This window comes from Streptomyces sp. JLYT201, assembly GCF_059448825.1.
The window spans coordinates 9,714,300-9,740,130 of record NZ_CM182551.1; the positions used below are offsets into that span (position 1 = coordinate 9,714,300).

A 25,831-nucleotide genomic window follows, 5' to 3' on the forward strand; every position below is an offset into this window, starting at 1 on the left:
CCTGGTGCTGCTCGGCTCGCTCGAACGGCTGGCCACGACTGCGTCACGACCCGGGCACCCTCCATGACCGGGGAGCGGCAGGGTCGTTGGGCCGGGCGTTCACGTAGAAGTGCACCGGCGAGCCCTGGGGCGGTCACCACAAGATCCTCGGGGCCCGCGCTATCGGGGCATACCTGACTGGCGTCCGCGGCGGTGTGAACGACGTCGAGCGAGGGCACATGAGGGGGCGCATGGAGAAGGACCCGGTGTCGTACAACGAGTTCTCGGGCACCGCGCACACGGTCATCCAAGCCCACACGATCCACGGCGGCATCCACTTCAACGACGGCCGCCGCCCGCTCACCAGCCGCTGGCTCGCAGGGAAGCTGGTGCTCGCTGGCTGCTGCTCGGTGGCGGTGGGCGTGGTGCTGTTCGCGGTCGCTGTCGACACCGGCAGCCAACGTGCTTCGGTGTCCGACCTGTTGCTCGGTTTCGTATGCGCGGTGCTCGTAATGTTCGGCGCCTGGCTGGCGCCCACCGCACTCGTACGTCACCGTCGGTCCCGGGTGCTGTGGGGCGACCGCTCCGAACTGGAGCTGAACGCGGCGGCCGACCGGCTCGCGGTGGCCGAACGCGAGCAACTGCTGCGTGCGGAGCGGCTGCGCCGGTTGCAGGATCCGGCGCCGATTCCCGTTCGCTGGAGCGCGGCCCCCGACGAGCTGACCGACCACTGGCAGAACATCACCGGCGGCGGGCCCGTCCCGCTCACCGGCCGGTTCGACGAGATCGCCGACGTCTTCGACCGGGTGCCGTCGGGGCGGCTCGTGGTCCTCGGCCCGGCGGGCACGGGAAAGTCGGTCCTCGTGGTGCGTCTCGCCCTCGACCTTCTCGAGCGCCGCAGGCCCGGCGAGAAGGTCCCGGTGATCCTGCCCCTCGCCTCATGGCGGCCGGATGCCGAACCGGACCTGTGGGAGTGGGCGGCCGACGCGCTCGGCCGTCGGCACGCGGGGCTGGGCACCGGGACCGCCTCCGCCCGCGACCTCTGCCGTGAGCTGCTGCGCACCGGCCGGCTGCTGCCGGTGCTCGACGGTTTCGATGAACTCCCCGAGGCCGTACGACCGCGTGCCTTGACCACGCTGAACGCCACCCTCGACCGGGCCGCCCAGGCCGTCCTCACCAGCCGTGCGACGGAGTACCGCGACGCCACGCGCGCGGGCCGCCCGCTCACCGGTGCGGCCGCCATCGGCATGCGGCCCCTCACCGTGGCCGACCTGACCGCCTACCTCCGGCGCACCACCCGGCCCCGGCCGGGGGACAGACGGCACGCAACAACCTCGTGGGACCACGTGCTCACCGCACCCGCCGACGACCCGCGACGCGCGGCGCGGACCCGCGTCCTCACCGAGGCCCTGGCCACCCCGCTGATGGCCGCGCTGGCCCGCAAGGCATACGGCGACACCGGCCGGGACCCGGAGGAATTGCTCGACCTCCGGCGCTTCAGCGACCGCGAGGCCATCGAGACCCACCTCCTCGCCCAGTTCGTCCCCGCCGCCTACGACCCCTCCCTCGCCGCCGCGAGCCCCGGTTGCCGCTGGAACGCCGAGGACGCCCACCGCTGGCTCGCGTTCCTCGCCGCGCACGCCAGGGACCTGGAAGCCGGGGAGGTGACCTGGTGGAGCCTGCCGCTCGCCGTGCCCTGGATCGTGCGCGGCGCCGGCGCGGCCGCAGCCATGGTGCTGGCCGTCGTGGCACTGGTGCCCGTCGGTGTCGCGCGGCCCTTCGAGGTGCCGTTCGGGCCCGCCACTGTCCCGCTGATCGCCCTGGTGGTGCCCTTCGCCGCCCTTGTCGTCAGCGACGCCGCCTCGGAGATCGCCGCGCCGCGGGCGCTCACGAAGCGCGGCTGGCTGCCGCCCTTCCTGCGCAGGACAGCCCTGCCCGTCCCCCTGTCGCTCGTCGTGACCCTCACCGCCCTGAACGACACCCGCACGCTCCTGTGGACGGCTTTCCACCTGGCCATCCCGCTGCTGCTGCTCGCGGGTGGCTCGGCCTTCCAGGACGTCGCCGACCGCTCCCTGGCACCAGGCCCCCGCGCCCTGCTGCGCGCGGACCGCCGGGTGACGCTGGCCCTCCCCGGCACCCGCGCCTTCACCGCACCCCGTCGGGCCGCCGCCGCGACCGTGTGCCTGCTCGCACCACTGACCCTCTTCCTGAACGAACACGCCCTCCCGGACGGGACGCAGCCGTCCGACTACGACGTTGTCACCGCCGGGGACTGGCTGCTGAGCTCCCTCAGTGCGGCAGCGGCACTCGTGCTGTACGGGATCGCCGTCTCGGCGTGGGGGCGGTTCACGGTCGCCAGGATCTGGTTGGCCGCGACCGGCCGACTGCCCTGGCGGACACTGGAGTTCCTGGAGGACGCCTGTGTGCGAGGTGTCCTCCGCCAGACCGGGGGTGTACTGCTCTTCCGGCACGGCAGGCTTCAGGACACACTGGCCCCGACCCGGCCTCCCGTCGCCCGTGTCGGCCGGATCCGTAAGCTCGTCATGATCCGCCATGCGGTCACCCTGACGCACTACGGGACAGCCCTCATGCTGCCCCTGATCCTGCCGGAACTGGTCAACACTCTCGCCACTCCGAACGACGAGCACTACCGGTCCCTTCCTCCCGCGTGTGCGCTGCTGAACTGGGATCTGGCCGCACGGCCGGTGCCCCGGCCGCAGCTCATCGAGTCGGCCCGGTACGACGACGAGACGCAGTCGACGTGCACCTGGCGTACTGATCACAAGGATCAAGGACCGTCCATCGAACTGGTCGTCACGAGGGAGTCAGCGGCCGCGGGGGAGAGCGCGGTGAAACAGGCCATCGCGTCCTTCCAGGACGCGGAGCGCGATGGCCGGGATCGTGGCGGGCGCAGGGAAGCGGTCGATCTCGGTGACGAGGCGGCCTGGTGGGGGTCCGGAAGCGATGGCCGGGTGATCGTGCGCCAGGACAACGTCTGCATCGACCTGCGAGTACACGGAGCGAGCGGCTCCTCGCGGGGCCCCGTCAGCACTGACGTGGCAGTGCTGGGCGAGATCGCCCAGGCAGTACTTGACCGAGGCCGAGTGGCGGCGCGCTGAAGGGACACGCCCTCACCGCTGGCCTGGTGCCCGACCGCAGCGCCGACCGCCGGCCCTCTGGGACGGCGTGGGGGCCGACGCGGACTCGGGCGTAGGCATCAAGGGTGACTCGCCTCCTGCTCGACCACGTGCACCTGGCGCGGGGCACGGTTGCGCGGGTGGTGCGGGTTGAGGAACCACTTCCGGGCCGAGACCAGCCACCAGGTGGCGCAGAAGGCGATGACGACGCCGACGGCGATGGGGGCGTAGTTGAAGGTCTTGGCGGTGACAGGGGAGGCCTGGGGGAGCATGAAGAGGACGGTGATGACCGCGACCCAGGCGACGGCGATGGTGCCGATGATGGTGGACCAGGAGCCGAGGTGCCAGGGGCCGCGTTCGAAGCGCTCGCCCTGGCGCAGGCGGAGGTAGGTGGGGATGACGTAGGCGATGTACAGGCCGATCGTCGCGATCGACGTCACTGCCGCGTACGCAGTGGAGTTCCACAGGTAGGGCAGGCCCAGGCAGAAGGCGCCGCCGGTGGCGAGCCAGACGGCGTTGGTGGGGGTGCGGGTGCCGGGGTGGAGCTTGTGCCAGATCCGGGAGAAGGGCAGGGCGCCGTCGCGGGAGAAGGCGTAGATCATGCGGGAGTTGGCGGTCACCGAGGCCATGCCGCAGAAGAGTTGCGCGACGATGATCACGACGAGGAGCCACTTGCCGGTGGCTGTGCCGAGGGCGTCCATGAGGATCTGGGCCGGGGGTACGCCGGTGTCGGAGTCCAGGGCGCCGTTGTAGGACTGGATGGCGTAGGTGAAGCCGAAGAGCAGGACGAACCCGGCGATCAGGGAGACCACGATGGAGCGGACGATGCCTTTGGGGCCTGCGGTGGCGGCGTCGATGGTCTCCTCGGTCATGTGGGCGGAGGCGTCGTAGCCGGTGAAGGTGTACTGGGCCATCAGCAGGCCGATGGCCACCACGTAGAGGCTGGAGGTGAAGCCGGTGTTGTTGACGAACTCGCCGAAGACGAAGCGGGTGGACTGGTGGTGGTCGGGGACGAGGACCAGGGCGCCGCAGATGAGCAGGACGCCGCCGATGTGCCACCAGATGGAGACCTCGTTGAGGAGGGCGACGATGCGCACGCCGAAGGTGTTGAGGATGCCGTGCAGGACGAGGATGGCGCCAAAGAGCGTGATGGTGTGCCCGGGGGTGGCTTCGTAGCCGAATTGCAGGTCGAGGAGGGCGTTGAGGAAGGTGGCGGCGCCGAAGTCGATGCCCGCGGTGACCGCGATCTGGCCGAGGGTGTTGAACCAGCCGGTGAACCACGCCCATGCCGCGGCGGTGCGGGGCGGGCCCATGCGGTGGGCCCAGAAGTACAGGCCCGCGCTCGTCGGGTAGGAGGAGCAGACCTCGGCCATGGACAGGCCGACGAACAGGGTCATCAGGCCGACGAACAGCCAGCCCCACATGATGACGGCGGGGCCGCCGGTGTTCATGCCGTAGCCGTAGAGCGTCATGCAGCCGGACAGGATCGAGATGATGGTGAAGGAGACGCCGAAGTTGGCACGGCCGGACATGGAGCGCGACAGCGTCTGCCGGTAGCCGAGCTGCTTGAGGCGCTCCTCGTCGGAGACGCGGGATACATCGAGAGGCACCGGGTGCCCTTCCCTTCCTGTACGAGTCGTGTGTGACACGTGGGTGATGGCGTGCGGGGAGCGGCTCTGCTCTCAGGGGCGCTTTCGCCGCCCAGGCGGGTTGTAGGCCCAGCTGCGGTGGCGCAGGAACAGCTCGCGGGCGCGGCCGCAGTAGGACCAGGGGACGTGCGTGGCGTACGGGCCGATCGCGTCGAAGACCTCGCGGGCCTCGTCGTGGCGGTTCGCGAACGACAGGGCGTGCGCCAGGTAGTTGGCGTCGTCGGCGAAGCAGGCGTGCGGCTGCGGCGTCCGGTGGCGCCACCAGCGCTCCAGTGCCTGCTCGGTCTGGGGGCAGTCGGCCCACGGGTGGATCACCAGGCCGTACGCGCCCTGGTTCTGCTCCTGCCGACAGCGGTGCGCCTCGGCAAGCACCACCAGCGGCAGGACCGCGAGGGGCAGGCCCTGGGGAGCGAGGGCCACCTGCTCCTCGGCCCACCACATGGCCTCGCCCTGGGCGCCGTGGTGGCGGGGGAAGAGGTAGGTGACGATCTCGTGGTGCGCCTCGCGGTTCCACGGGTCGCGTCGCTTGATCTCCGACCACACGTGGTTGAGGGTGTCGCGGTCGGGGGCGTGGGTGCGCAACAGCGCGAGCATGACGACCAGCGGCGCCACGTCCTGCGGCCACGCCTCCAGCCCGGCTCGGCAGGTGGCCCAGGCCTCTTCCATCTGGGTTCGGCCCTCGTCATGTCCCGCGATCATCGCGCGCAAGGCCTGCACGTTCGCGAGCAGGGCGAGGGCGTGCGGGGAGTGCGGCTCGGCCTCGGCCCAGGTGTCGGCGAACCTGAGGCGCGCTCCGGCCTCGGCGAGCACCTGAAGGCGGAAGATCCTCCGGTCCCAGTCCGCCCCGGTGGCGATGAGCACGTCCCGCGGCCCCTCCCACCGGCCCATCGAGGCGTCCTCGAGCACGTGCCGCAGCGCCTCGTCGTCCCGCGCCGGGTGCGAGTCAAGCTTGGCGGACACGGCTCGGCTTCCTGCGGGCGGCCAAAAGCCCTGCTCCGGGGCGGCCGGCCGCATCGCGGGGGAGTCGGATACGACGTCGGCCGGGGCCCCGGAGCAGGGGGCCGCGGGTGGTGTGCCCTCTCCGCCGCGCGCGGTGGGGCGGAGATTGTCCTGATGCCATCTGCGTCGTCCCCCTCATGGTCTGTGCCGCCGGTTCACGTGGCCAGTTACGAGTGACGTTGCTGTGCGTGCCGTACGAAGAGGCCTGCGTGCGGTGGCTCTTGGAGATCAAGGCGGTGCGTACGGGTGGTCGTGGCCCGTGGTGCAGACGCCCTGTGGTGCCGCGGCCCCGTGGTGCCGACGCCTGATGGCGCCGCGGTGCCGTGCTGCTCGCACCGGCACGTGCAGGCCCCGTTCCGCGGCGGTGGCGACCAGGTGCGCGCAGCCGTCATCGAGTCCGAGGAGGGTGGTGAACCCCGCCCGGTGCGCAGGGGGGCGCCGGTGCACCCATCATTACTCCCTCTTCTCCCTCTGGCCGCAAGGGGCGCGTGCGTACCAACTGAAAGTGAGGAAGCGGGGTTCGGCCATCCTCGTTAGTGCCGTGAGCCGGGGTGCACAGGGGCGTCGACGCCTTGGCTCCTGACGCACCGTCTGCTGACGGTTGATCAGGTAGTGTATCGCGAGGAACACGGCGCAGAGGGCTGGGAGTTGGCGCGTGTCAGGGGGCCTCGCAACCAGTGGTGGCATGGCGGATTTCCCGTGCGTTCTGTGGGAGTACGGCGGTGCGCCAGAGGCCTCCCGCCCCAGGCGCGACCTGCCTGCCTGCCTGCCGCGGGCGTGCGAATTCCCTCACTCACGTACGACGACACCCGGTGATCGTCGTACGGTGACTGGCCCACTGCCTACCGGGCCTCCCGTTGATGGGCAGCGCATGCTCAGCCCCACGCCACTGCGTGTCAGTCAGCTCATGTCGCCGCACTGTACGAGCTGGTCAGGCTGCTTTCGCGTTCTGTCCGGCCAGGAAGGGACGGAGCAGCTTGAGCAGGGCGTGGGGGCGGTGGAGCGGGATGATGTGGCCGCAGTCTTCGATGATGTGTCCGGTGAGGTCGTCGGTGACCGGGCGGAGTTGGCGTTCCAGCGCGGCGCCGACGGGCCGGGCGCCCAACGCCATCGTGGGTACCGTCAGGCGGGTGGTGGCGACGGCCTGGTCGATCTGTGCCGCGCTCCGGGGCAGCGCCCGGTAGTAGGAGAAGGCGCGGCTCAAGGCCTGGCGGCCGGTGTATGCGCGGACGAAGGCGTCCCGGAGGACGGGGCGCACCCCGTCGCCGAGCGTGCCGGCGTGCAGGAACCAGTCGACGTAGGCGGCCTCGTGGCCCTCCAGCACGGTCTCGGCGAGGCCGGGCGCGGCGGAATGGAAGCCGAACCACCACGGCGGCCCGTCGGCGAGGAAGTCCTCGGCGCCGGGCATTCTGCCCAGAAGGGACTCCATGACGACCAGGCGCCGGACGAGACCGGGGCGGCGCAGGGCGAGGAGGAAGGCCGGCGCGGCACCCGCGTCGATGCCCACCACCGCGGCCGAGGACACGCCGAGGGTGGTGAGGAGCGCCGCGGCGTCCTCGGCCAGGGTGCCCGCGTCGTACCCGGAGGCGGCCCGGCTGCTCGCGCCGAACCCGCGCAGGTCCGGCGCGATGACGCGGTAGCGGCCGGACAGGTCGGCCATGACATCCGTCCACAGCTCCCAGGTGTGCGGGAAGCCGTGCAGCAGCAGGACGGCCGGGCCCGATCCGGCGAGAGCGACGTTCAGTTCGACACCGTTGACGGGGACGCGCCGCAGCTCGGGCATGGAGAAGCTCCAGGTGTGTGGTGAGGAATGGTGACCAGGTCACGCTAGGGAACTATCCTGGGCCGTCCAAGGCGGCACTTTCCCTTCAGGCGGTGAGCCCCAAGTGACCACATCGAGGCCCGGCAGCCCCGGTCGGCGGCCCGGTGAGCGGGGTGATCTGCTGGATCCGTACTGCCCGACCCGCCAGTTGCTCGACCGCATCGGCACCAAGTGGACGTCGATGGCGGTCAAGGTGCTCGCCGAGGAGGCTCCGGGCGAGCTCCGTTTCGCGGAACTGCGGCGCCGCATCCCCGGCATCTCCCAGAAGATGCTGTCCGTCACCCTGCAGAGCCTGGTCCGTGACGGCCTGGCCGCGCGCCGAGTGGAACCCACCGTGCCACCTGCCGTCCACTACCGGCTCACCGAACTCGGCCTGTCCCTCGAAAGACCGCTCTCCGCCCTGCGGGTCTGGGCCGAGACACACATGGCGGAGATCGACCGAAACAACCAACTCGCCGACGAAACACCCCCCGACTAGGGCGCTCGGCCTCGCTTCCGTACCGGCGCGCCGTGGCGGGATGTTCTGGAGCGATGCGGCCCCTGGGCCCGGTCGTACGACCTGTTCCGTCGCTGGCAGCGGAACGGCACCTGGCAACGGATCTTCAACGAGCCGCAGGCCCGGGCGGACGCGAAGGGTCTCATCACCTGGGACCTCCCGAGGCCGAATGCCTGGAGGGTACCGTTCGCGCTCTGCCACTTGATCTGGGGCATCGGTTGGCGAAGATGCGGGCGAGTGCCCTTGGAAGCCGTGTGCGTGACTGCGTTAGCGTGCGCAGAGGTGGTGGAACATGAGGGGGGTGCCTGTTGGTGATCACGTGGCGGCGGGTCGTCGAGGGGGACTTTCCGCTCCTGGGCAGATGGCTGCGGCAGCCGCATGTGCGGCGTTGGTGGAACCACGAGACCACGGCGGAAGCGGTGGCCCGAGACTTCGGCCCCGCCGCCCGGGGCGAGGAGCCCTCGGAGGACTTCCTCGCGCTCCTCGACGGCCGTCCGGTCGGTCTGGTGCAGCGTTCACGCCTGCGCGACTACCCCGAGTACCTGACCGAGTTGGCGGCCGTCGTCCCCGTACCTGACGAGGCGGTGACCATCGATTACCTGATCGGCGCCCCCGAGCGGATCGGGCAGGGCATCGGGACGGCGATGATTCGCGCGGTGATCGAGCGAACCTGGGCCGAACACCCGGCGGCGCCGTGCGTTCTCGTCCCCGTGGTCGCGGCGAACCGCGCTTCGTGGAGGGCGCTGGAGAGGGCCGGGCTGCGCCGGGTCGGTACCGGGGACTTGAAGCCGGACAATCCGGTCGACGACTGGACTCACTACGTCTACCGCGCCGACAGGCCTGGGGCTGACAACTGACGTGTGCCGGGCCCCCGGTGCGCCTGGCGTGCATTCCCGTCCCTATCCGTAAACCGCCCGCGCCCGCACCCCCATCCGCGGCAGTCGGCACGCGGTGGCTGCCCGCGTCACGCTCTCCACGGCTGTCGCGCGGGCAGTGCGAGGGCGCTGAGGCTGGCGTCGACGATCTCCTCGGCGGTGAGTTCGCCGCCGTCCAGGTTCAGTTCTTCCACCACGTCCTGTCGTCCCGCCATGAGCCTGCTGGCTCGCCAGGTCCAGGAGAGGGCGGGTTCGTGCCAGGAGATGTTGAGGTAGGTGGTGGCGTCGACCTTCACGACCACTTGCGGGAAGAAGCCGTCCTCGACCGTGCATGTGATGGCCTGGCCGACGTGGTACCCGCGCTGGTGGAGAACCTCCGCGATGCCCCGGACCAGCGCGGCCAGACGGCCGTCGGCAGCGCAGGCTTCAGGGCTTGCCGGCTCCGGGCGTAACCGTTCGCGGGCGACGCCTGAGTTTTGCTTTTCCATGGGTGTTTCTCGCTCTCGCTTTCTACCGGAGATCCAAGGTGACGAGACGGCCGACGTGCGTGCCGGGCGGGTGCTCGCTGTGCCGCAGTACGCTCACGCTCCGCCTGGGCGGTACCTGGCAGGGCGCACCCGACTGGTCCGGCCACCGCCTCGCCGCCTGGAACTGAGCAGCCGGAGCCCGACGTTGCCGCGAAGCACGTTGCAGAGTGATCACCCGAGTCGTCGTGGTCGTACGCCCAACAAGACCAGACGTACGGTGAGGTAATGGATCGCTACGGTGAACATAGGCGGTCAGGAAGCGCCTTTGTGTGTCAGCTTCGGCCGATTCCGCTGAGTAGTGGCTGAGGTTGCCCACCGGACCCGGCAAGCCGCCGCCAGGTAACCGGGGGCCAAGCCCAGAAGCAGGCCATGGGACGCGTGGGCGGACGGATGCTCGTGGAGATGGGCCAGCATCAGCAGCACCGATGCGGCGCCCCGGTCGCCCTCGTTGGTGAAGCACGCGAGCGAGGGCTCAAGAGCCTGTCGACGCAGGGGATTCGCCTCAGCCAGGGAGTGGAGCGGGGCTGGGCCGCCGGGGTGGACGAATGCGAAGTCGGGCCGCTCCTGGCCCGGCCGCAGCCAGGGCAGCGCCGCCAGCCCTGGATGGTCCTCGGCGCGACAGCCCCCGGTGTGCGCGGAGGTGCGCCTTTTGCAGTGCGCGTACTGCCAGGTCTCGTCGATGACCAGGCCCGGCGCGGTGAGGGCTTCGCTGGTGACGACTACGGCGGCCGCGCCGTCGCTGACCGTCAGCTGGCGGGTGAGCGCGGCGGGAGTGGCGGAGTCGGAGTCGGCGGCGGACGGAGGCGGGTGGATCCCGGCCGCCACCACCAGGACGGACCTGCCCGCGCGGGCCATGTCCTCCGCCACGATCAGTGCGTGCACCGCTCCGGTGGTGGATAAGCCGGTCAGCGGCACGCGCGCGGTGGTGGACGGCAGGCCGAGGGCGAGCACCAAGTCGCCGTCGAGGAACGGGTCGTCCTCGGCGGGAGGCGGGTCCTGGACGACCACGAGCCCTCCCACGTCCTGCGCGGCCATCCCGGCGCGCTGCAACGCGTGGCGGCACGCCTGCTCCATCAGCGCGCGCAGGTCGCGGTGGTGGTCCTCCACGGCGTACGGCTCGGGCACTCGACCGTCGGGGCACGGGCGCACCCGTCTGCGGCGCCGCCCGGTCGCCGTGCGCGCCGCGGCGAGGAATTCCGGGTGTCCGGCGAGTTCGGGGCGGCACCGACGCAGGGCGGCGGCGAGGTCGTCGGTGGCGATGTCGTACGGCCCGTGCGCGATGCCGGGCGGGCTGACGTAGGTCTGCACGTGTTCTCCTGCTGCTCGCTGAAGCGATCGCCTGGCGCGGGCGCGCCGCCGGGCTATGTCGGCACAGCCGCGGGGAGGTGCTGCTCGTAGGTCCAGCGTGCGGCCTGTTCGGCGAGCTGGAGCACGTGCGGGGGCTTGCGGCCGTCGAGGTGAGCGTATGCGGCGCCGGTGACGATGACGACGCGTTCCGGCGCGTCCACGTCCGGTGTCCGGGTGGAAGCCGCGGGCCAGGATGCCGGAGGCGGACCGGCAGAAGGGCCGGCCCTTGGCGTGCCGCTCCTTGACGAGGTGTTCACGTTGGCCCAAGTAGCCTATATCAGGACGTACTTCAATAGGTGTGGGCACGCGGCCGAGGATCGGCACGACACGGGGGCGCGCGGCCTGCACGTGCCCCGCTGCGGGCGCTGCCACACGCTCGCGCAGGGACCGCTGCCGGCCGGTGCGACGGTCCCGCTGATGCTGATGCTGATGCCGATGCCGGGCCCGGCCCGGCCCGGGCGAGCCATGGGCCGCGAACCACGCCGACGCCGAGGCGTTGCCCGCGCTCAGCTCATCCGTCGCGCCGCGTCGTGCAGGTGGGCGAGCATCCAGAACTCCTGCACCCGTTCGCCGTCGCCGGTCATCGCTGTGGTGAGGGAGCTGAGGACGTCCGGGAGCCGGTCCGCGGGGGCCGGAAGGTGGGCGGCGACGCACCGTGCGAGGACGCCGAAGACGATGGCCTGCCGGAAGAGGCGGTGGGAGGGGCGCTCCCACTCGGGATCGAACTCCTTCGGCTCGCCGATCAGCAGCGCGCGGGCCTGGGGGAGCGCTTGGTCGTGCGCGGCGGTGAGCTCGTCGCGCAGCCGTTGCCGCGCGGCGGTCGGGAGGGTGTGCGCCGTGAGGGCCGCGGTGGCGAGGGGGTGATGGCGCAGGTCGGCGTGGGTGAGGGCCAGGTCGAGGGCGTGCCGACGCATCGGCCCCAGCAGCGCGGGCCCCAGGTCGGCCAGGTAGCCGGCGAAGGGCTCCCGTTTGAGCAGGGGTGAGTCGATGAGCCCCTGCCCCAGCAGATACTCCGGCACCGGCGTGATCTCCACGACATGGTGCGGGCCCCGTACCCAGGCGTCGTCGAAGCGCACGCCCGTCGCGCGCTCGACAGCCGCCAGGCCCTCGCCCCAGCCGTCACCGTCGGCCAGGTCCAGGCCCTCCAGCAGGGGGTTCCAGGCGTCGGGACGCGCCCCGAACGGGTCCTCGGGTACGACCATGTCGAGTGCGGACTGGACCAGTCCGTCTTCTGCCAGGCTCAGTCGGGACACGGCGTTGACGTTCCAGTAGGCGCTGGCGGTGCGGCCCAGACGGGAGAGCGGGCGCAGCACCTCCTCGCGGGAGCCTTGAAAGCCGTTGTTCTCTACGACGACGACTGTGGAGCCCGAGCGGGAGACCAGGATGCGGTTCGTGGCGTAGTGGTTGCGCAGGTCGTCCAGGCGCATGGGGCGGGCCTGTGCGGGGTCGCCGCCGAAGAGCCGGATCACGGCGTCCTCGTCGCCACCGCGCACGGCCGTGAAGGTGGCGGCCTCCGCGAGTCCTAAGCGGGTGAGGAGGCCGTCGAGGTGCTGGGGTGAGGTCATGAGGAGATTGTCGCCGCCACCACTGACAACGGCTCTGACGTGCAGCGACTCCGCCCATGAGTGACACTCTCGGGCTCGGGCCGAGGTCTTCGCCGACTGCGGCGCCTCCTGCAATGCCCTCGTCGGCGTCGGCGACATCACCGGCCACGGCAAGGCGGACCTGATCGCACGGGACACGTCCGGAAACCCGTACCACCTCGGCGGCAAGGGGAACTGAGAGGGCCTCTTCCGGCGGGCATGGTGAGGCTCCATTAGCCGGAGTGCCTGGACAGGAGGCACGAGGCCTGGCGACCACGGCGGAGGGCGCGGGCCGCTGGTGTCGCAGCGGTGGTTCGGACAGCATGCGGCGCATGGACTGGATGCCACTGCTCTCCACGCTGGCCGGTGCGGCGATCGGCATCGCCGCCACCCTGATCGCCGACCGCAACAGGTGGCGGCGCGAGGAAGCACGGTACGCACTCGAACTGCGGCGTGTCGTGTACACCGAGTACGCCTCCGCCCTCAAGGAGGCGGGTGAGGAGATACGGGCCGTCGCCCTGGGCGACCACAGATCCGGGTCGGCACGTGACGCGGCGGTGCGCGAGGCCTTCCGCGGAACCGGGTTGTACACGGCGAGCGAGCGGCTCTGGCTCGTGGGCCCGCCGCTCGTCGTCGCGGCCGGGAACGAGGCGTTCCACAGCCTGCGCCGCCTGCGCGACGCCTACGCCCGCGGGGTGGCGGTCGGCTCCGCCGAGGACTAGGCCTTCATCCGGCAGCGTCGCACGGCCATGGCGGAGATGCGTCGCCTCATGCGGGAGGACCTGGGGATCGGGCCCTTGGGGATCGAATGACCGGCGACCGGACTGGTGTCGCTGTCACGCGGAGAGCGCATCGGCAGTGCGGCACCTCCTGCGCCGCGCCTTCGTGTCTGGCTCCCCGGCGGGCTCCTTGCCTGGCCCCGCAGTGGGCTCGGCAGTGGGTGAGAAGGCCGCTGCCAGACGGCTCCCCGCCTGGTTCGACGAGGTCAAGGCGGGCATCTTCGTCCACTGGAACGCCGCCGCGCTCCTCGCCTTCGCCCCGAGCACGGTTGTGGTGTCCGCCTTGGGGGTCAGGCGGCGCGGGTGTAGCGGTCGGCCCGGCGGTCGGCGGCGGTCCCGGTGCGCTCGGCCGTCAGGCGGGCCTCCGCCTCTTCCCGGCCCAGCACCTGGCGGCCCGGCTTGGTGGCCTTGCGCGCTTCCCGTACGAGGCGGTGGCGGGCGGCCTCCTGGGCGAGCTCGGCGGCGCGGAACTGGTGGAGTTCGTAGTCGAACATCTTCTTCCCCCTGCGGTGCTGGTGTCTCGCTCTCTGCGATGACTCCACTTTCGCTTCCCAGGCCTGTGTGGGACATCGGGAAGGTTCCGCATCTTCCGGGGGTGGGGGGCCTTAGGCGTAAGGAGGTGCCTTACTGGCTCGACTAGAAGCCAGTTACTGAGTTTGTGGGCGTGATGTCGGAGGGGCTGACAGGTGGTGTCAGTCGCGGTACGCCGGAACCATGAGGTATCCGCAAGGTGGTGGCCTGACAGCCGAACGGCGGTCCTTTCGCGAAAGTGTCCGCCTGCAAGCGGCCGAGATGTTCGCGGCGGGTGATGACAACACGGTGGTGGCCAAACAGCTGCGGGTCAGTGTGCGTTCGGTGCAACGCTGGCGCCGCAGCTGGCAGGACGGCGGAGATGACGTCCTGCGATCGAAGGGCTCGGCGGCCCGGCCCAAGCTGAGCGAGAAGCTGTTCGGGGTGCTGGAGGAGGAACTCGCCAAGGGGCCCCTCGCGCACGGCTGGCCGGACCAGACGTGGACCCTGGAGCGGATCAAGGTGCTGATCGGGCGCCGGTTTCACAAGACCATCACCCTGTCGACCATTGCGCAGATGCTGCGGCGCCACGGCTGGAGCCATCAGGCCCGGCGAAGCGGGCCCTGGAGCGGGACGAGGAGAAGGTGACCGGCTGGGTGAAGGACACGTGGCCGCAGGTGGAAGCACCGCGGCGGCGCTCGGTGCCTTCATCGTCTTCGAAGACGAGGCCGGGTTCTCGATGACGCCGCCCACGTCGCGCACCTGGTCCAAGCGGGGACACACGCCCGTGGTCCGGGTGCGGGGCCGGTCCCAGCGCCGCTTCTCCGTTGCCGCCCTGGCCTGCTACAAACCCGGCGAACGAACACGTCTGATCTTCCGACCCAAACAGCCCACAGCCTCAGTAGCTGGCTGACCAGGCCTGCCCGTCAGCTCGCGCTGCGCGGATGAGCCGGGGGATGAGGCATCACTTGGGCGGGAGTTCGGCGGTGGCGTCCATGGCCCAGGCCAGCCAGTCGTCCAGGACGTCGTCGTCGAGGGTCTCCTCCGCCAGCAGGACCCAGCCTCGTTGTTCCTTGCCGCGGATCACCAGGGGCGTGGCGCCGGGGCGGGCCAGGGCCTCGTCGGTTCTTTCCTTGCCGACGCGCACCATGAGGCCTTCGTCGTACAGGTTGGCCAGTGCGTTGCCCTGGAGGAGGAAGGCCAGGCCACTGAACATCTTCTTCGCGACCACTCCCTCCGCCTCCAGTCGCTCCGTGATGCGTTCGGCGAGTACTTCGTCGTAGGACATGACTCATCCCTCCTCAGGCAGCCCGGAAGGGCCGACTGTGGTCATCGTTTCGGCTCGTCGCCGGTGCGGCCACCCGTAGCCCCACGGCCGGGAGAGCGGAGGCGCCCTCCCGCCTTCCGGATCGGGGAGCTGCACCGGGCCGGGGGCAGGCGTTGTGGCCGCCCGCGCCCTGGCCCTGGGGGAGCGGCTGGAGGAGCTCGTCCGGCTGGCCCTTTGGGCCCACGGTGACCCAGTGCACGCCCTGGCCGAACGGCACGTCCGTGCGCACCCGCAGGCCGAGGGCCTCGGTGAAGAAGGTCTTGGCCGACTTCTGGCCCAGGACCCAGACCACCGCCGTGTTCACTCCAGTGATCATGGTCTCTCCCGTTGAGTGAGGGCACGTTCGGCCGCCCACGCGGCGCGGCCGCGTTTCTGCGGTGTCCAGGCGCGAGCCCGACAGCCGCGATCTGCTCCCGGTGGCTGCTGCCGTCGGCGGAGGCAGTTCCTCGACGCTTGGGCGTTTTCGACGGTAGAGCCCTTTTAGGACAGTACATGTCACTAATGCCTGGCAGTCTGGAGAACATGTCCCAGGATCTGCCCGCCCGCATGCTGCGTCTGCTCTCCCTGCTCCAGACGCGCCGCACCTGGACCGGCGACGAACTCGCCGACCGCCTCGGCGTCACCCTGCGCACCATTCGCCGCGACATCGACCGGCTGCGCGGGCTCGGCTACCCGGTCCAGGGCACCACCGGCACCGCGGGCGGCTACCGCCTCACCTCCGGTGCCGACGTGCCGCCCCTGCTGCTCGATGACGACGAGGCCGTAGCCATCGCGGTCGCCCTGCGCACCGCCACCCGCGGTGTCGCCCGGATCGCGGAGACCGCGGTGCGCGCCCTGGCCAAACTGGAACAGGTGCTGCCCGTCCGGCTGCGTCACCAGGTCACCGCGATCCAGGCCGCCGCCGCCCCGCTCCCAGTGCCCTGGAGCACCGGCCCCACGGCCGATCCCACCGTCCTGGCCACCCTGGCCGCCGCCTGCCGCGACCACGAGATCGTCACCTTCACCTACCGCACCAGCGGCGGCGAGACCGGTCCACGTCGGGTGGAACCGCACGCGCTGGTCGCCGCCGACCCGGTCTGGTACTTCGTCGCCCACGACATCGACCGCGACGGGTGGCGCCTGTTCCGTGTGGACCGGCTCACCGACCCCGCTCCTACCGGCCACCGAGTCACGCCCCGCGAGCTGCCCAACCCGGACGCGGCCACGTACGTCGCCGCACGCCTGGCCGGCGCCCCCGCCCGCTACACCTTCCACGCCACCGTCCCCGCCGACGCCGAAACCGTGCGGGCCCGAACCTGGTCCCTGCCCGGCCGCGTCCAGCCCGTCGACGACCACACGAGCACCCTTGACCTCGCCGCCGACAATCCTCACCACATCGCGGAACAACTCCTCGGCATCGACCTGGGACCCGACGACACCATCCACGGCACCCTCGAACTCGCGCCCCATCTAGAACAGCTGGGGAATCGCTTGCTGCGTGCCGCCAACGCTCTCACCAAACAGGACGACCAGAGCAAACAGCGCGATGAGCCGGACGCCCGGCATGGGCCATAGCCGGAAGCCTCGCTCCGAGTGCAATTTTCGGGCCTCGGAATACGCGGTGCCGATCCCTTCGCGGAGACCGTGAGGAAATGCCACGCTCGTAAGATTTCGTGGCCCGGGCATAGATCCGGGACAGCGGAAGAAGCCGTGGTCAGTGGGCGCCCCCGTGCCACGAGCGGCGAGAACCAATACGGAGGGGACACTTCCACTAGGGTGCGCCCCGCGAGGGGCCCCAGCGCGTTCAGGCCACGCATGGCCGTCACGGGCGAGGCCTGGGTCCGTGGTCTGCCCGTCGTTCCACGGCTGATCCGCACCTGCGCTGACGCGTGCCGGGCCGTACCACCCGGAACATAAGGGCCCCGCCTTGAGCTTGCCGCCTCCCGCCGACAGCATGGGCACCCCGGATCCTCACGAGGCCGTCCTGGAGGGGCGATGGAGAAGCGGAACTGGCTCATCACCGGCGTCAGTACGGGCCTTGGGCGTGCCTTCGCCCAGGCCGCGCTGGCTGCCGGGCAGACCGTCGTCGGAACCGTCCGTTCGGAGAAGGACCTGCGGGCCTTCGAAGAGCTGAAGCCCGGGCATGCTCACGGCCGACTCCTGGACGTGACCGACGGCGACGCGGTCTCCAGGGTGGTCACGGAAGTGGAAGAGGGCGTCGGTCCCTTGGACGTCGTCATCGCCAACGCGGGGTTCGGCCTGGAGGGCACCTTCGAGGAGACCCCGCTGGCCGAGGTGCGGCGGCAGTTCGAGGTCAACGTGTTCGGGGCGATGGCCACCCTGCAGGCGGCGCTGCCCCACATGCGCCGACGCCGCCGCGGGCACCTGATGGCCGTCACCTCCATGGGCGGTCTCATGGCCGTGCCCGGCATGTCCGCCTACTGCGGCAGCAAGTTCGCGCTCGAAGGCGTCCTGGAGGCGCTGGGCAAGGAGGTCGCACAGTTCGGGATCCATGTGACGGCGATCGAGCCCGGGTCCTTCCGCACCGACTGGGCCGGACGGTCCATGACGCGCGCCGCGCGCACGATCGCGGACTACGACGAGCTGTTCAACCCCCTCCGTGCGGCGCGGCAGAGGGCCAGCGGGAACCAACTGGGCAATCCGGCCAAGGCCGGGGAAGCCGTCGTGCACATCGCGTCGGTCGAGCGGCCACCGGCCCACCTCCTCCTGGGCTCGGACGCACTGCGCCTGGTCACGGCCGCGCGCACGGCCGTGGACGAGGACATCCGCGCATGGGAGTCGCTCTCCCGTACGACCGACTTCGCCGAGGGCGCTCAGCTCTGACGCCCGGCCGCCAGGCCGTGAACAGCTGCCGCACCACCGAACGCAAGGGCGGCGGCCCGCACCCTGTTCCGCGGCGGGCCACGCGTCGCCCAGGACGTGCTCGTTGAGCGCCTCCCCGGAACACCCGCAGTGCCCGCTCATCCCTGGCTGCGGCAGCCGTGGGGCTGGCCATCGTGCTCGTGCTGGGGATCTTCGGCAGTGTCCAGGTGCTCACGGACGACGACTCGCCCCCTGATACCCGCGCCGAGGACATCCGCGCCACTCCGCCGTCGCAACGTTCCGTGCCCGGCGAGTCAGCCGCCCCTTCGACCGCGGCCTCGAAGGGCTCGCGCGAACAGGGGAGTCATGGTCGGGACGCCGCAGAGGTACTGTCGAAGGACCAGCTGGTGGCGGTGATTCCGGATGAGATCCGGAATCAGTACCCCAACTGGAGTGTCAGGCAGGCGCCCGCGATCACGGGTGATTGCCCGGGCGAGCCCTCCTCCTGCGGTGAGCTGAGGTACACGGCCGAGGCCGCCGCGCGAAAGGCGGAGGCGCTTCATCAGCGAACGGGGTGAGCACCGAGGGGAGGGCCTCAGGTCGGCCGATCTCCGCAGCCGCATGCACGCTGACCGCGACCTGGCTTTGGGCCCGCTTGCCCACCGCTCCGCGGAACAGCTGGGCCACCCCGACCAGTACCTGACGCAGCACTGCTAGTTGGTCGTGTGCGTGGGGTATACCGGACGCGTTCAGTTCGCGCGCAGCCCCGGCAGCACCTCGCTGCGGTAGAAGTCGAAGAAGCCCTGCTGCTCCGGGCCGATCTGGCCCACGTACACCTCGTCGAATCCGGCGTCGGCGTACGCGGAGAGGGCGCGGGCGTGTTCGTCCGCGGCGTCGCCGCAGACCGTGTCCTCGGCCACGGCCTCCCGGGTGACGAGGGTGGACGCCTGTTCGAAGTGCGCGGGGGTGGGAAGCACCTGCCCGAGCTCGCCGGGCAGGAACTGCGTGGGCCACATCCGGTGCACCGTCTTGACGGTCTCCTCCCGGTCGGTGCCCCAGCACACTTTGAGGCCGCCGAGGACCGGCTTGTGACCGCCTCCCGAACGGCGGAACTGGCCGACCAGCTCCTCGTCCGGCGTCATCGTGACGAACCCGTCGCCGATCCGCCCGGCCAGGGCGGCCGCCTTGGGGCCGAACCCCGACACATGGATCGGCACCGGCTCGTCGGGGACCGTGTACAAGCGGGCGTTCTCCACGGTGTAGTGACGGCCCCGGTGGGTGACTTCGTCACCGGTCAACAGGTTCCGGATGACCTGCACGGCTTCTTCGAGCATCTCCAGGCGGACGTCCGCGGCGGGCCACGCGTCGCCCAGGACGTGCTCGTTGAGCGCCTCCCCGGTGCCCACGCCGAAGCGGAAGCGGTTGTGGGTGATCACGCCCGCGGTCGCGGCGGCCTGGGCGTTCACCGCCGGATGCATCCGCACGGTGGGACAGGTCACGAACGTGGTCACGGGCAGCGACGTCACCTGGGCGAGCGCGCCGATCATGGTCCAGACGAAGGCGCTCTGGCCCTGCTCGTCGATCCACGGGTGGTAGTGGTCGGAGATGGCCAGGCAGTCGAAACCGGCCTGCTCCGCTGCCCGGGCCTGGTCGAGCAGCTGCGCGGGCGAGAACTCCTCGCTCGCCAGGAAGTATCCGTAACGCGTCATCATGTGCTCCTCATCTGACGGCTCACTCTTCTCCCGCGAACGTGACGTCCTGAGCGCGGACGACGCGCGCCCCCATGTTCGTGCGCATCATCTCCAGCGCGGCGTCGGCGAGTTCGGGATGGATCGACGCCACGGCGTCGGAGACGACCGTCACGTCCAGGTGCCGGATGTGGGCGTCGAGGGCCGAGTACAGCACGCACTGCTCGGTCACTTGACCGCACAGGACCACGTGGCGCACTCCCAGCTCCCACAGGAGATAGGACAGCGGCGTCTCGTAGAAGATCGAGTGCCGCGCCTTGACCACGAACAGCGCCTCGTCGTCCGGGACGATCGGCGCGACAAGGTCCGCGTGCGGACCGGACAGGGCCGCGTCGACGATTTCGCCGTGGTGGGAGCGCCACTGCCCGAAGTTGTCGTTGACGTACACCACCGGGGCGCCACCGGCCCGTGCCGCGGCGAGCAGGTCGGACACGACCGGCACGATCCTCCGCGCGGCGGGCAGGAGCCGCTCGGCGTCCTCGTGGTCGTACATGTTGATCATGTCGATCACGATCACGGCGGACGGCGCGTCGGTGCCCGGCATGGCGGTGGTCACGGTGCGCGCCGCTCCAGCCGGGCGCGCTGTGGCTCCAACGTGTACTTCGGGTCGCGGGCCGAGGCCATCCCGGCCTCGAACACCCCGAACCGCGTGCACGCGGAGCTCGCGAGCAGCGCCAGGCCGGAGGCGATCGCGACGGGCCGTCGACCGCCCGCGAGGGCGGCGCCCGCGGCCCCGGCGACCGTGAGCCCCCGCGCCGTCCGCAGCAGGACGCCCGCCCGGCCCCGCCGGTACGTCTCGGCGACGACGCCGAGACGCCGCTCGGCCGCCTTGAGGACCACGGTGTCCGCGAGCGCGGCGAGTCCGGCGGCGCGGCGTGCGGGGGCGTTCTCCCGCACGGGGCCCACGACGAGGGCCATACCGGCGGCAGCGGCCGCCCCCGACGCCGTGAAGAGGTAGGGCAGTTCGCGATGGGCGCCGTGCCACGCGGGCACCGCCGTGTCCGCGGCCAGGACGCCGGTGTACGCGGCGACGGCCGGCCCGAGCAGGGCAGCCGCCCCCGTGGCCACGGCCCCGGCCCCGGGCAGCCGCCGGGTGACGGCACTGGCCGCGGCCGCTCCCGCCGCCGGACCGTACGCGCTCAGCAGCCAGGAGCCCATGCTCATCGGCGAGGTGGGTTTGAAGACCCTGAGCATGTACGCGAAGCGGGCCGGACGGCCCAGGTCGTGGATGAGCGCGGCGACGGAGAGGGAGACACCGGCCAGCGAGGAGACCTTCAGCGCGGTCGCCGTGCACGGTCGCCCGGTGAGCTGGGCGGCCGCGGCGAACACGGAGCCCGCACCGGCCAGGCCGCCGAAGAAGAAGTACCCCGCGATGTCGGGAGCCGCCCACGAGGGCGCCTTGATGACGGGGCGGCCGTAATAGGAGTCATAGGAGTCGAACTCGGCCTCCGGCACCATGAGTTGTTCGCCACGGCGTCCTTGGCGGCGCCCGCCTACCGCGGGCCTCCCGGACGTCACGGCCGCCTCCTGCCGACGAGCGCGAACGCCGCCGCCACGCCGCCCAGGAGCGACAGCGCGGCCCCGGCCGCGTGCTTCCACATGGCGGGCAGGTCCCGGGTCGTGACCACGGGGTCCGGCGGCAGCCCGTACACCTCGGGCCGGTCCAGGAGCAGGAAGAACGCCCCGTCACCGCCCACGCCGTCAACGGGATCGTGTCCGTACAGGCGGGCTTCGTCCACGCCCGCCTCGTGCAGTTCGTCGACGCGCAGCGCGGCCCGCTCCCGCAGCTCGTCGAGCGGCCCGAACTGGATCGACTCGGTCGGGCAGGCCTTGGCGCACGCGGGCTCCTGGCCCGCGCCAAGGCGGTCGTAGCACAGGGTGCACTTGAAGGCGCGCCCGTCGTGGGGGCGCTGCTCGATGACGCCGTAGGGGCAGGCGGGCACGCAGTAGCCGCAGCCGTTGCAGATGTCCTCCTGGACCACCACCGTCCCGAACTCGGTGCGGAACAGCGAACCGGTCGGACACACATCGAGGCAGGCGGCGTGCGTGCAGTGCTTGCAGACGTCCGACGACATCAGCCAGCGCATGTCCGTGGAGGACGCCGCGCCGGAAGGTCCGGGGGATGCCGCCCCGGAAGACCCCAGGGATGGGGATGCCGCCCCGGAAGACCCCAGGGATGCCGCCCCGGAAGATCCGGGGGCGGCCGCCCCGAGAGGTCCAGGGGCGGGCCCCTTCGCGGAATCGGCCTCGACCAGAGGGAGCTGTGTGCGCCCCTGGGGCGCGGCCTGCTCGATGAATGCGACGTGCCGCCAGCTGGACGCGCCGAGCGCCTGCGTGTTGTCGTACGACATGCCGGTGAGGGACAGGCCGTCCTCGGGAAGGGCGTTCCACTCCTTGCACGCCACCTCGCAGGCCTTGCACCCGATGCACACGGACGTGTCGGTGAAGAATCCGACCCTTTCCTCGCTCATGTCCGGGGCTCCGTTCCGGTGGTGTCACTGATGCCCGCGCGACGGCGGTAGTCGGCGACCAGGCGCGGCAGCGCGGGCCCGCGGGGGCGGCGGCCGGGGCGGATGTCGGCCGTGAGCGCCTTGTCCTCCTGGATGTGCGCGTTGGGGTCGAGGGCCATGGCGACGAGTTCGTTGGCGGCGTCCCCGGTGACCACGCCGTTGGGACCCCAGTGGAAGGGCAGGCCGATCTGGTGGACGGTGCGGCCCTGGACCGTCAGCGGGCGCATGCGTTCGGTGACCAGGACGCGCGCCTCGATGGCGTTGCGGGCGGTGACGAGCGTCGCCCAGCCCCCGTGCTCCAGGCCGCGCTCGGCGGCGAGCGCGGGGGAGACCTCACAGAAGAACTCCGGCTGCAGCTCGGCCAGATACGGCGACCAACGGCTCATGCCACCGGCCGTGAAGTGCTCGGTCAGGCGGTGCGTGGTGACGACGTACGGGTAGACGTCCGCACCCGGAGCGCTGCCGCTGGGGTGGTAGCGGTTGCCGTCACGCGCCAGGAGCTGCCGCACCGGGGAGCGAGGCGTCCGTGGGTACAACGCGTTGTCGAAGGGGGAGTCCTGGGGCTCGTAGTGGGTGGGCAGGGGACCGTCCTCCAGGCCCGCGGGCGCGTAGAGCCAGCCCTTGCCGTCCGCCTGCATGATGAAGGGATCGTCGCCGCGCAGGGCGTCCGCGCCCGTGGCGCCCTCGTCCGGCACGTGACCGGGCGGGCGGTCCGGGACGAAGTCCGGGACGTCGTGGCCGGTCCACCGGCCGGCCTGCGGGTCCCACCACACGCAGGCCTTCCGCGCGCTCCACGGCGTGCCGTCGGGGGCGGCCGAGGCCCGGTTGTAGAGGATGCGGCGGTTGGCAGGCCAGGACCAGGCCCACTGCGCGGCCACCCAGTCCTGCTCGGACTGCGGCTTCTTGCGGGCCGCCTGGTTGACGCCGTCGGCGTACACCCCGCAGTAGATCCAGCAGCCGCAGCGCGTCGAGCCGTCGTCCCTCAGCTCCGTGTACGCGGACAGCGGAGCACCGTCCGGGCCGTGACCGTTGATCTCGGCGAGCACCGCGTCGGCGACGGGTTCGTCCAGCGGTCCATCGACGGGATAGTCCCAGGCGAGGTCGAGGACGGGACGGTCCATCGGATCGTCGGAACCGGCCAGTTTCTCCCGGATGCGGCGACCCAGGTGGTACGTGAACCACAGGTCGCTCCGGGCGTCGCCCTGGGGCTCCACGGCCGCGTGGTGCCACTGGACCCACCGGTTGGTGTTGGTGAAGGAGCCGGACTTCTCGGTGTGGGCCGCGGCCGGGAAGAAGAACACCTCCGTGCCGATGTCGCGCGTGCGCAGCTCGCCGCTCTCGATCTCCGGCCCGTTCTGCCACCAGGTGGCCGACTCGATGAGGGAGAAGTCACGGACCACGAGCCAGTCGAGCTCGGCCATGCCCAGGCGCTGCAAGCGGGTGTTGGCCGAGCCGACCGCCGGGTTCTCCCCCATCAGGAAGTAGCCCTTGCAGACGCCGTCGAGCTGGGCAAGGACCGTGTCGTAGGTCGAGTGCGAGCCGGTGATCCGGGGGAGGTGGTCGAAGCAGAAGTCGTTCTCGGCCCGCGCGGCGTCCCCGTAGTAGGCCTTCAGCAGGCTCACGAAGTACGCCCGCATGTCCGCCCAGAAGCCCTTCTCCGTGCGCGAGGACGCGATGAAGCGGTCGAGGTCCAGGTGCTGGTGGGCGTGGGGCATCGGCAGATAGCCGGGCAACAGGTTGAACAGGGTCGGGATGTCGCTGGACCCTTGGATGGAGGCGTGGCCGCGCAGCGCCTGGATCCCGCCGCCGGGCCGTCCGATGTTGCCGAGGAGGAGCTGGAGGATGCTCGCGGTGCGGATGTACTGCGACCCGGTGGTGTGCTGGGTCCAGCCGACCGCGTACACGAAACAACTGGTCCGGTCCGGTCCTGAGTTGGCGGTCAGCGCGTCACACACCCGCAGGAACGTCTCGCGCGGCACCCCGCACACGCTCTCCACCAGGTCGGGCGTATAGCGGGCGAAGTGGCGCCTGAGCACCTGGAACACGCAGCGCGGGTGCTGGAGCGTCGGGTCGCGGGGCGCGTCCGGCGCGGTACGGGCTCCGCCGGAGCCGTGGGTCTCCGCACCGCCCGCCGCGTGGACACGGTCGTGGTACTGCTCGTCGACCTCACCGGTCGGCTGCTGCACCTGTACGCCCTCGTACTGCCAGCTGTGCTGGTCGTAGTGGCGCTTGTCCTCATTGAGCCCGGAGAAGACGCCGTCCAGGTCCTCGGTGTCGCGGAAGTCCTCGCTCACCAGCGTGGCGGCGTTGGTGTAGTGCAGGACGTACTCGCGGAAGTACTTCTCCTCGGTCAGGACGTGGTTGATGATGCCGCCGAGGAAGGCGATGTCGCTGCCCGCCCGCAGCGGCACGTACAGATCGGCGAGCGCGCTCGTGCGCGTGTAGCGGGGGTCCACGTGGATGATCGTCGCGCCGCGGGCCTTGGCCTCCATCACCCACTGGAAGCCCACCGGATGGGCTTCGGCGTAGTTCGAGCCCTGGATGACGACGCAGTCGGAGTGCTGCTGGTCCTGCATGAAGGTGGTGGCGCCGCCGCGGCCGAAGGACGCGCCGAGACCGGCGACCGTGGAGCTGTGGCACACCCGGGCCTGGTTCTCCACCTGCACGACGCCGAGGCCGGTGAGGAGCTTCTTGATCAGGTAGTTCTCCTCGTTGTCGAGCGTGGCCCCGCCCAGGCTCGCGATGCCCATGGTGCGGGCCGTGCGCACGCCGTCCCGCTCCCACTCCCAGGTGGCGCGGCGGGTCGCGACGACTCGGTCGGCCACCATGTCCATGGCCGTGTCGAGGTCGAGGGGCTCCCACTCCGTGCCGTGGGGGCGCCGGTGGAGCACCTGGTGGCGGCGGGCCGCCCCCGTGGTCAGCTGCAGCGTCGCGGAGCCCTTCGGGCACAGTCGGCCGCGGCTCACGGGGGAGTCGGGGTCCCCTTCGATCTGCACGACCTTGTCGTCCTTGACGTACACCTGCTGGCCGCAGCCGACGCCGCAGTACGGGCAGATGGACTGGGTCACCCGCTCCGCCGTCTCGGTACGCGGCCGCAGCCGGGCGGTCCGCTGCGACACGGCTGCGCTGCCCCGGCCCGAACGGTCGTCCCCCGTCAGCTGCCGGTAGACGGGCCAGTCGCGGAATCGGTCGGTGACACCCATACGGACTCCCAGGAAGAGGCGGGCCGAGGACGGGTCAGTGCCGGGACGCCCGGGAATCTGGTCACAGCGCTCTCCATTCTTGGCCACGCCGAGCCGCTCCGCACGCTGTGGCCGCAGACGGGGTACCTGGCTGGGCGCGAGCGAAACGTGTCGGTGGGGGAGCGGGCTCGGGGTCCGTGGGGCCTGGGGCGTGCGGAGGCGGCGCGGTGAGGCTCCGGTGCCGGGGCTTTGGGGTACGTACCTGGCGCGGTGAAGCTCCGGAGCCGGGGCTTCGAGGCACGCGCCTGGTGCGGTGAAGATCCGGTGCCGGGGCTTCGAGGTGCGCATCTGGCGCGGTCGGCACCACCACGTCACTCTCGTCGCCGCCGCCCCAACCCTTCTCACCCTCCGATGGGCCCCCAAGCCCCGGCCGCGGCCTGAGTCCCTACCGGGGCCGCGACGCCCTGCGGGACATGCTGCGGTGCTGGACCGGGAGCTGCACGACCTGCGGCGGTGCCTTGGAGACCATCGGCGGCAACTTCCGTGTGCGCGGCGGGGC

At 71.2% G+C, this 25,831-nt stretch carries 22 protein-coding genes and 2 pseudogenes; 9 read left to right on the forward strand and 15 right to left on the reverse strand.

What is annotated here, in order from left to right:
• Window positions 1-230: 230 nt before the first annotated feature.
• Window positions 231-3,098: an NACHT domain-containing protein gene (locus AC5WAM_RS40845; RefSeq protein ID WP_495520815.1), complete on the forward strand. Its 2,868-nt coding sequence runs from the start codon at window positions 231-233 to the stop codon at window positions 3,096-3,098.
• A 98-nt stretch (window positions 3,099-3,196) separates the two neighbouring features.
• Here AC5WAM_RS40845 and AC5WAM_RS40850 read toward each other — a convergent pair whose 3' ends face one another.
• From AC5WAM_RS40850 to AC5WAM_RS40860, 3 genes are all read right to left on the reverse strand, one after another.
• Complete coding sequence (locus AC5WAM_RS40850; RefSeq protein ID WP_495520816.1) at window positions 3,197-4,726, reverse strand: amino acid permease; 1,530 nt, start codon at window positions 4,724-4,726, stop codon at window positions 3,197-3,199.
• A gap of 72 nt (window positions 4,727-4,798) precedes the next feature.
• Window positions 4,799-5,725: a hypothetical protein gene (locus AC5WAM_RS40855; protein WP_495520817.1), complete on the reverse strand. Its 927-nt coding sequence runs from the start codon at window positions 5,723-5,725 to the stop codon at window positions 4,799-4,801.
• A 970-nt stretch (window positions 5,726-6,695) separates the two neighbouring features.
• Window positions 6,696-7,547, reverse strand: a complete 852-nt coding sequence (locus tag AC5WAM_RS40860) for an alpha/beta fold hydrolase (protein WP_495520818.1) — start codon at window positions 7,545-7,547, stop codon at window positions 6,696-6,698.
• A 103-nt stretch (window positions 7,548-7,650) separates the two neighbouring features.
• Here AC5WAM_RS40860 and AC5WAM_RS40865 point away from each other — a divergent pair, with 103 nt between their 5' ends.
• From AC5WAM_RS40865 to AC5WAM_RS40875, 3 genes and pseudogenes are all read left to right on the forward strand, one after another.
• Complete coding sequence (locus AC5WAM_RS40865) at window positions 7,651-8,064, forward strand: winged helix-turn-helix transcriptional regulator (RefSeq protein WP_495520819.1); 414 nt, start codon at window positions 7,651-7,653, stop codon at window positions 8,062-8,064.
• Between the two features lie 24 nt (window positions 8,065-8,088).
• Window positions 8,089-8,397 (forward strand): annotated as a pseudogene (locus AC5WAM_RS40870) (transposase); the annotation flags it as partial.
• Window positions 8,394-8,939: a GNAT family N-acetyltransferase gene (locus tag AC5WAM_RS40875; protein ID WP_495520820.1), complete on the forward strand. Its 546-nt coding sequence runs from the start codon at window positions 8,394-8,396 to the stop codon at window positions 8,937-8,939. The pseudogene AC5WAM_RS40870 and the gene AC5WAM_RS40875, both read left to right, overlap by 4 nt.
• Window positions 8,940-9,046: 107 nt before the next feature.
• Here AC5WAM_RS40875 and AC5WAM_RS40880 read toward each other — a convergent pair whose 3' ends face one another.
• From AC5WAM_RS40880 to AC5WAM_RS40895, 4 genes are all read right to left on the reverse strand, one after another.
• The gene (locus AC5WAM_RS40880) at window positions 9,047-9,445 is read right to left on the reverse strand and encodes a hypothetical protein (protein ID WP_495520821.1); all 399 of its coding nucleotides are present in this window, start codon (window positions 9,443-9,445) and stop codon (window positions 9,047-9,049) included.
• 291 nt (window positions 9,446-9,736) lie between these two features.
• The gene (locus tag AC5WAM_RS40885) at window positions 9,737-10,792 is read right to left on the reverse strand and encodes a hypothetical protein (RefSeq protein ID WP_495520822.1); all 1,056 of its coding nucleotides are present in this window, start codon (window positions 10,790-10,792) and stop codon (window positions 9,737-9,739) included.
• 53 nt (window positions 10,793-10,845) lie between these two features.
• Window positions 10,846-10,992, reverse strand: a complete 147-nt coding sequence (locus tag AC5WAM_RS40890) for a hypothetical protein (protein WP_366791772.1) — start codon at window positions 10,990-10,992, stop codon at window positions 10,846-10,848.
• A 345-nt stretch (window positions 10,993-11,337) separates the two neighbouring features.
• The gene (locus tag AC5WAM_RS40895; RefSeq protein ID WP_495520823.1) at window positions 11,338-12,396 is read right to left on the reverse strand and encodes a DUF6461 domain-containing protein; all 1,059 of its coding nucleotides are present in this window, start codon (window positions 12,394-12,396) and stop codon (window positions 11,338-11,340) included.
• Between the two features lie 350 nt (window positions 12,397-12,746).
• On the opposite strand from AC5WAM_RS40895, the gene AC5WAM_RS40900 reads away from it, so the two are divergent.
• The gene (locus AC5WAM_RS40900; RefSeq protein WP_495520824.1) at window positions 12,747-13,136 is read left to right on the forward strand and encodes a hypothetical protein; all 390 of its coding nucleotides are present in this window, start codon (window positions 12,747-12,749) and stop codon (window positions 13,134-13,136) included.
• A gap of 347 nt (window positions 13,137-13,483) precedes the next feature.
• On the opposite strand, the gene AC5WAM_RS40905 is transcribed toward AC5WAM_RS40900, so the two are convergent.
• Window positions 13,484-13,687, reverse strand: a complete 204-nt coding sequence (locus AC5WAM_RS40905; RefSeq protein WP_495520825.1) for a hypothetical protein — start codon at window positions 13,685-13,687, stop codon at window positions 13,484-13,486.
• Window positions 13,688-13,907: 220 nt separating this feature from the next.
• On the opposite strand from AC5WAM_RS40905, the pseudogene AC5WAM_RS40910 reads away from it, so the two are divergent.
• Window positions 13,908-14,592: pseudogene (locus AC5WAM_RS40910) on the forward strand (winged helix-turn-helix domain-containing protein); the annotation flags it as partial.
• A 75-nt stretch (window positions 14,593-14,667) separates the two neighbouring features.
• On the opposite strand, the gene AC5WAM_RS40915 reads toward AC5WAM_RS40910, so the two are convergent.
• Window positions 14,668-14,991 carry a TfoX/Sxy family protein gene (locus AC5WAM_RS40915; RefSeq protein ID WP_366791768.1) on the reverse strand — a complete coding sequence of 108 codons (324 nt, stop codon included), beginning with the start codon at window positions 14,989-14,991 and terminating at the stop codon, window positions 14,668-14,670.
• 13 nt (window positions 14,992-15,004) lie between these two features.
• Window positions 15,005-15,346: a VOC family protein gene (locus tag AC5WAM_RS40920; RefSeq protein WP_495520826.1), complete on the reverse strand. Its 342-nt coding sequence runs from the start codon at window positions 15,344-15,346 to the stop codon at window positions 15,005-15,007.
• Window positions 15,347-15,552: 206 nt separating this feature from the next.
• Here AC5WAM_RS40920 and AC5WAM_RS40925 point away from each other — a divergent pair, with 206 nt between their 5' ends.
• From AC5WAM_RS40925 to AC5WAM_RS40935, 3 genes are all read left to right on the forward strand, one after another.
• Window positions 15,553-16,584, forward strand: coding sequence for a helix-turn-helix transcriptional regulator (locus tag AC5WAM_RS40925; RefSeq protein WP_495520827.1), 1,032 nt, complete (start codon window positions 15,553-15,555; stop codon window positions 16,582-16,584).
• A gap of 420 nt (window positions 16,585-17,004) precedes the next feature.
• On the forward strand, window positions 17,005-17,853 hold the full coding sequence (locus tag AC5WAM_RS40930; RefSeq protein ID WP_495520828.1) for an oxidoreductase: 849 nt from the start codon (window positions 17,005-17,007) through the stop codon (window positions 17,851-17,853).
• 158 nt (window positions 17,854-18,011) lie between these two features.
• A complete protein-coding gene (locus tag AC5WAM_RS40935; protein WP_495520829.1) occupies window positions 18,012-18,410 on the forward strand; it encodes a hypothetical protein in 399 nt (132 codons plus the stop codon).
• Between the two features lie 171 nt (window positions 18,411-18,581).
• On the opposite strand, the gene AC5WAM_RS40940 is transcribed toward AC5WAM_RS40935, so the two are convergent.
• The 5 genes from AC5WAM_RS40940 to fdh are packed head-to-tail and all read right to left on the reverse strand — an operon-like array spanning window position 18,582 to window position 25,293.
• Window positions 18,582-19,541 carry a TIGR03557 family F420-dependent LLM class oxidoreductase gene (locus AC5WAM_RS40940; protein ID WP_495520830.1) on the reverse strand — a complete coding sequence of 320 codons (960 nt, stop codon included), beginning with the start codon at window positions 19,539-19,541 and terminating at the stop codon, window positions 18,582-18,584.
• Window positions 19,542-19,563: 22 nt separating this feature from the next.
• Window positions 19,564-20,124: a cysteine hydrolase family protein gene (locus AC5WAM_RS40945; protein ID WP_495523757.1), complete on the reverse strand. Its 561-nt coding sequence runs from the start codon at window positions 20,122-20,124 to the stop codon at window positions 19,564-19,566.
• A gap of 8 nt (window positions 20,125-20,132) precedes the next feature.
• On the reverse strand, window positions 20,133-21,038 hold the full coding sequence (nrfD, locus tag AC5WAM_RS40950; protein ID WP_495523758.1) for an NrfD/PsrC family molybdoenzyme membrane anchor subunit: 906 nt from the start codon (window positions 21,036-21,038) through the stop codon (window positions 20,133-20,135).
• A 56-nt stretch (window positions 21,039-21,094) separates the two neighbouring features.
• Complete coding sequence (locus tag AC5WAM_RS40955) at window positions 21,095-22,051, reverse strand: 4Fe-4S dicluster domain-containing protein (RefSeq protein ID WP_495520831.1); 957 nt, start codon at window positions 22,049-22,051, stop codon at window positions 21,095-21,097.
• Window positions 22,048-25,293, reverse strand: coding sequence for a formate dehydrogenase (gene fdh / locus AC5WAM_RS40960; RefSeq protein WP_495520832.1), 3,246 nt, complete (start codon window positions 25,291-25,293; stop codon window positions 22,048-22,050). Before fdh ends, AC5WAM_RS40955 begins: the two co-directional genes overlap by 4 nt.
• Between the last annotated feature and the right edge of the window lie 538 nt (window positions 25,294-25,831).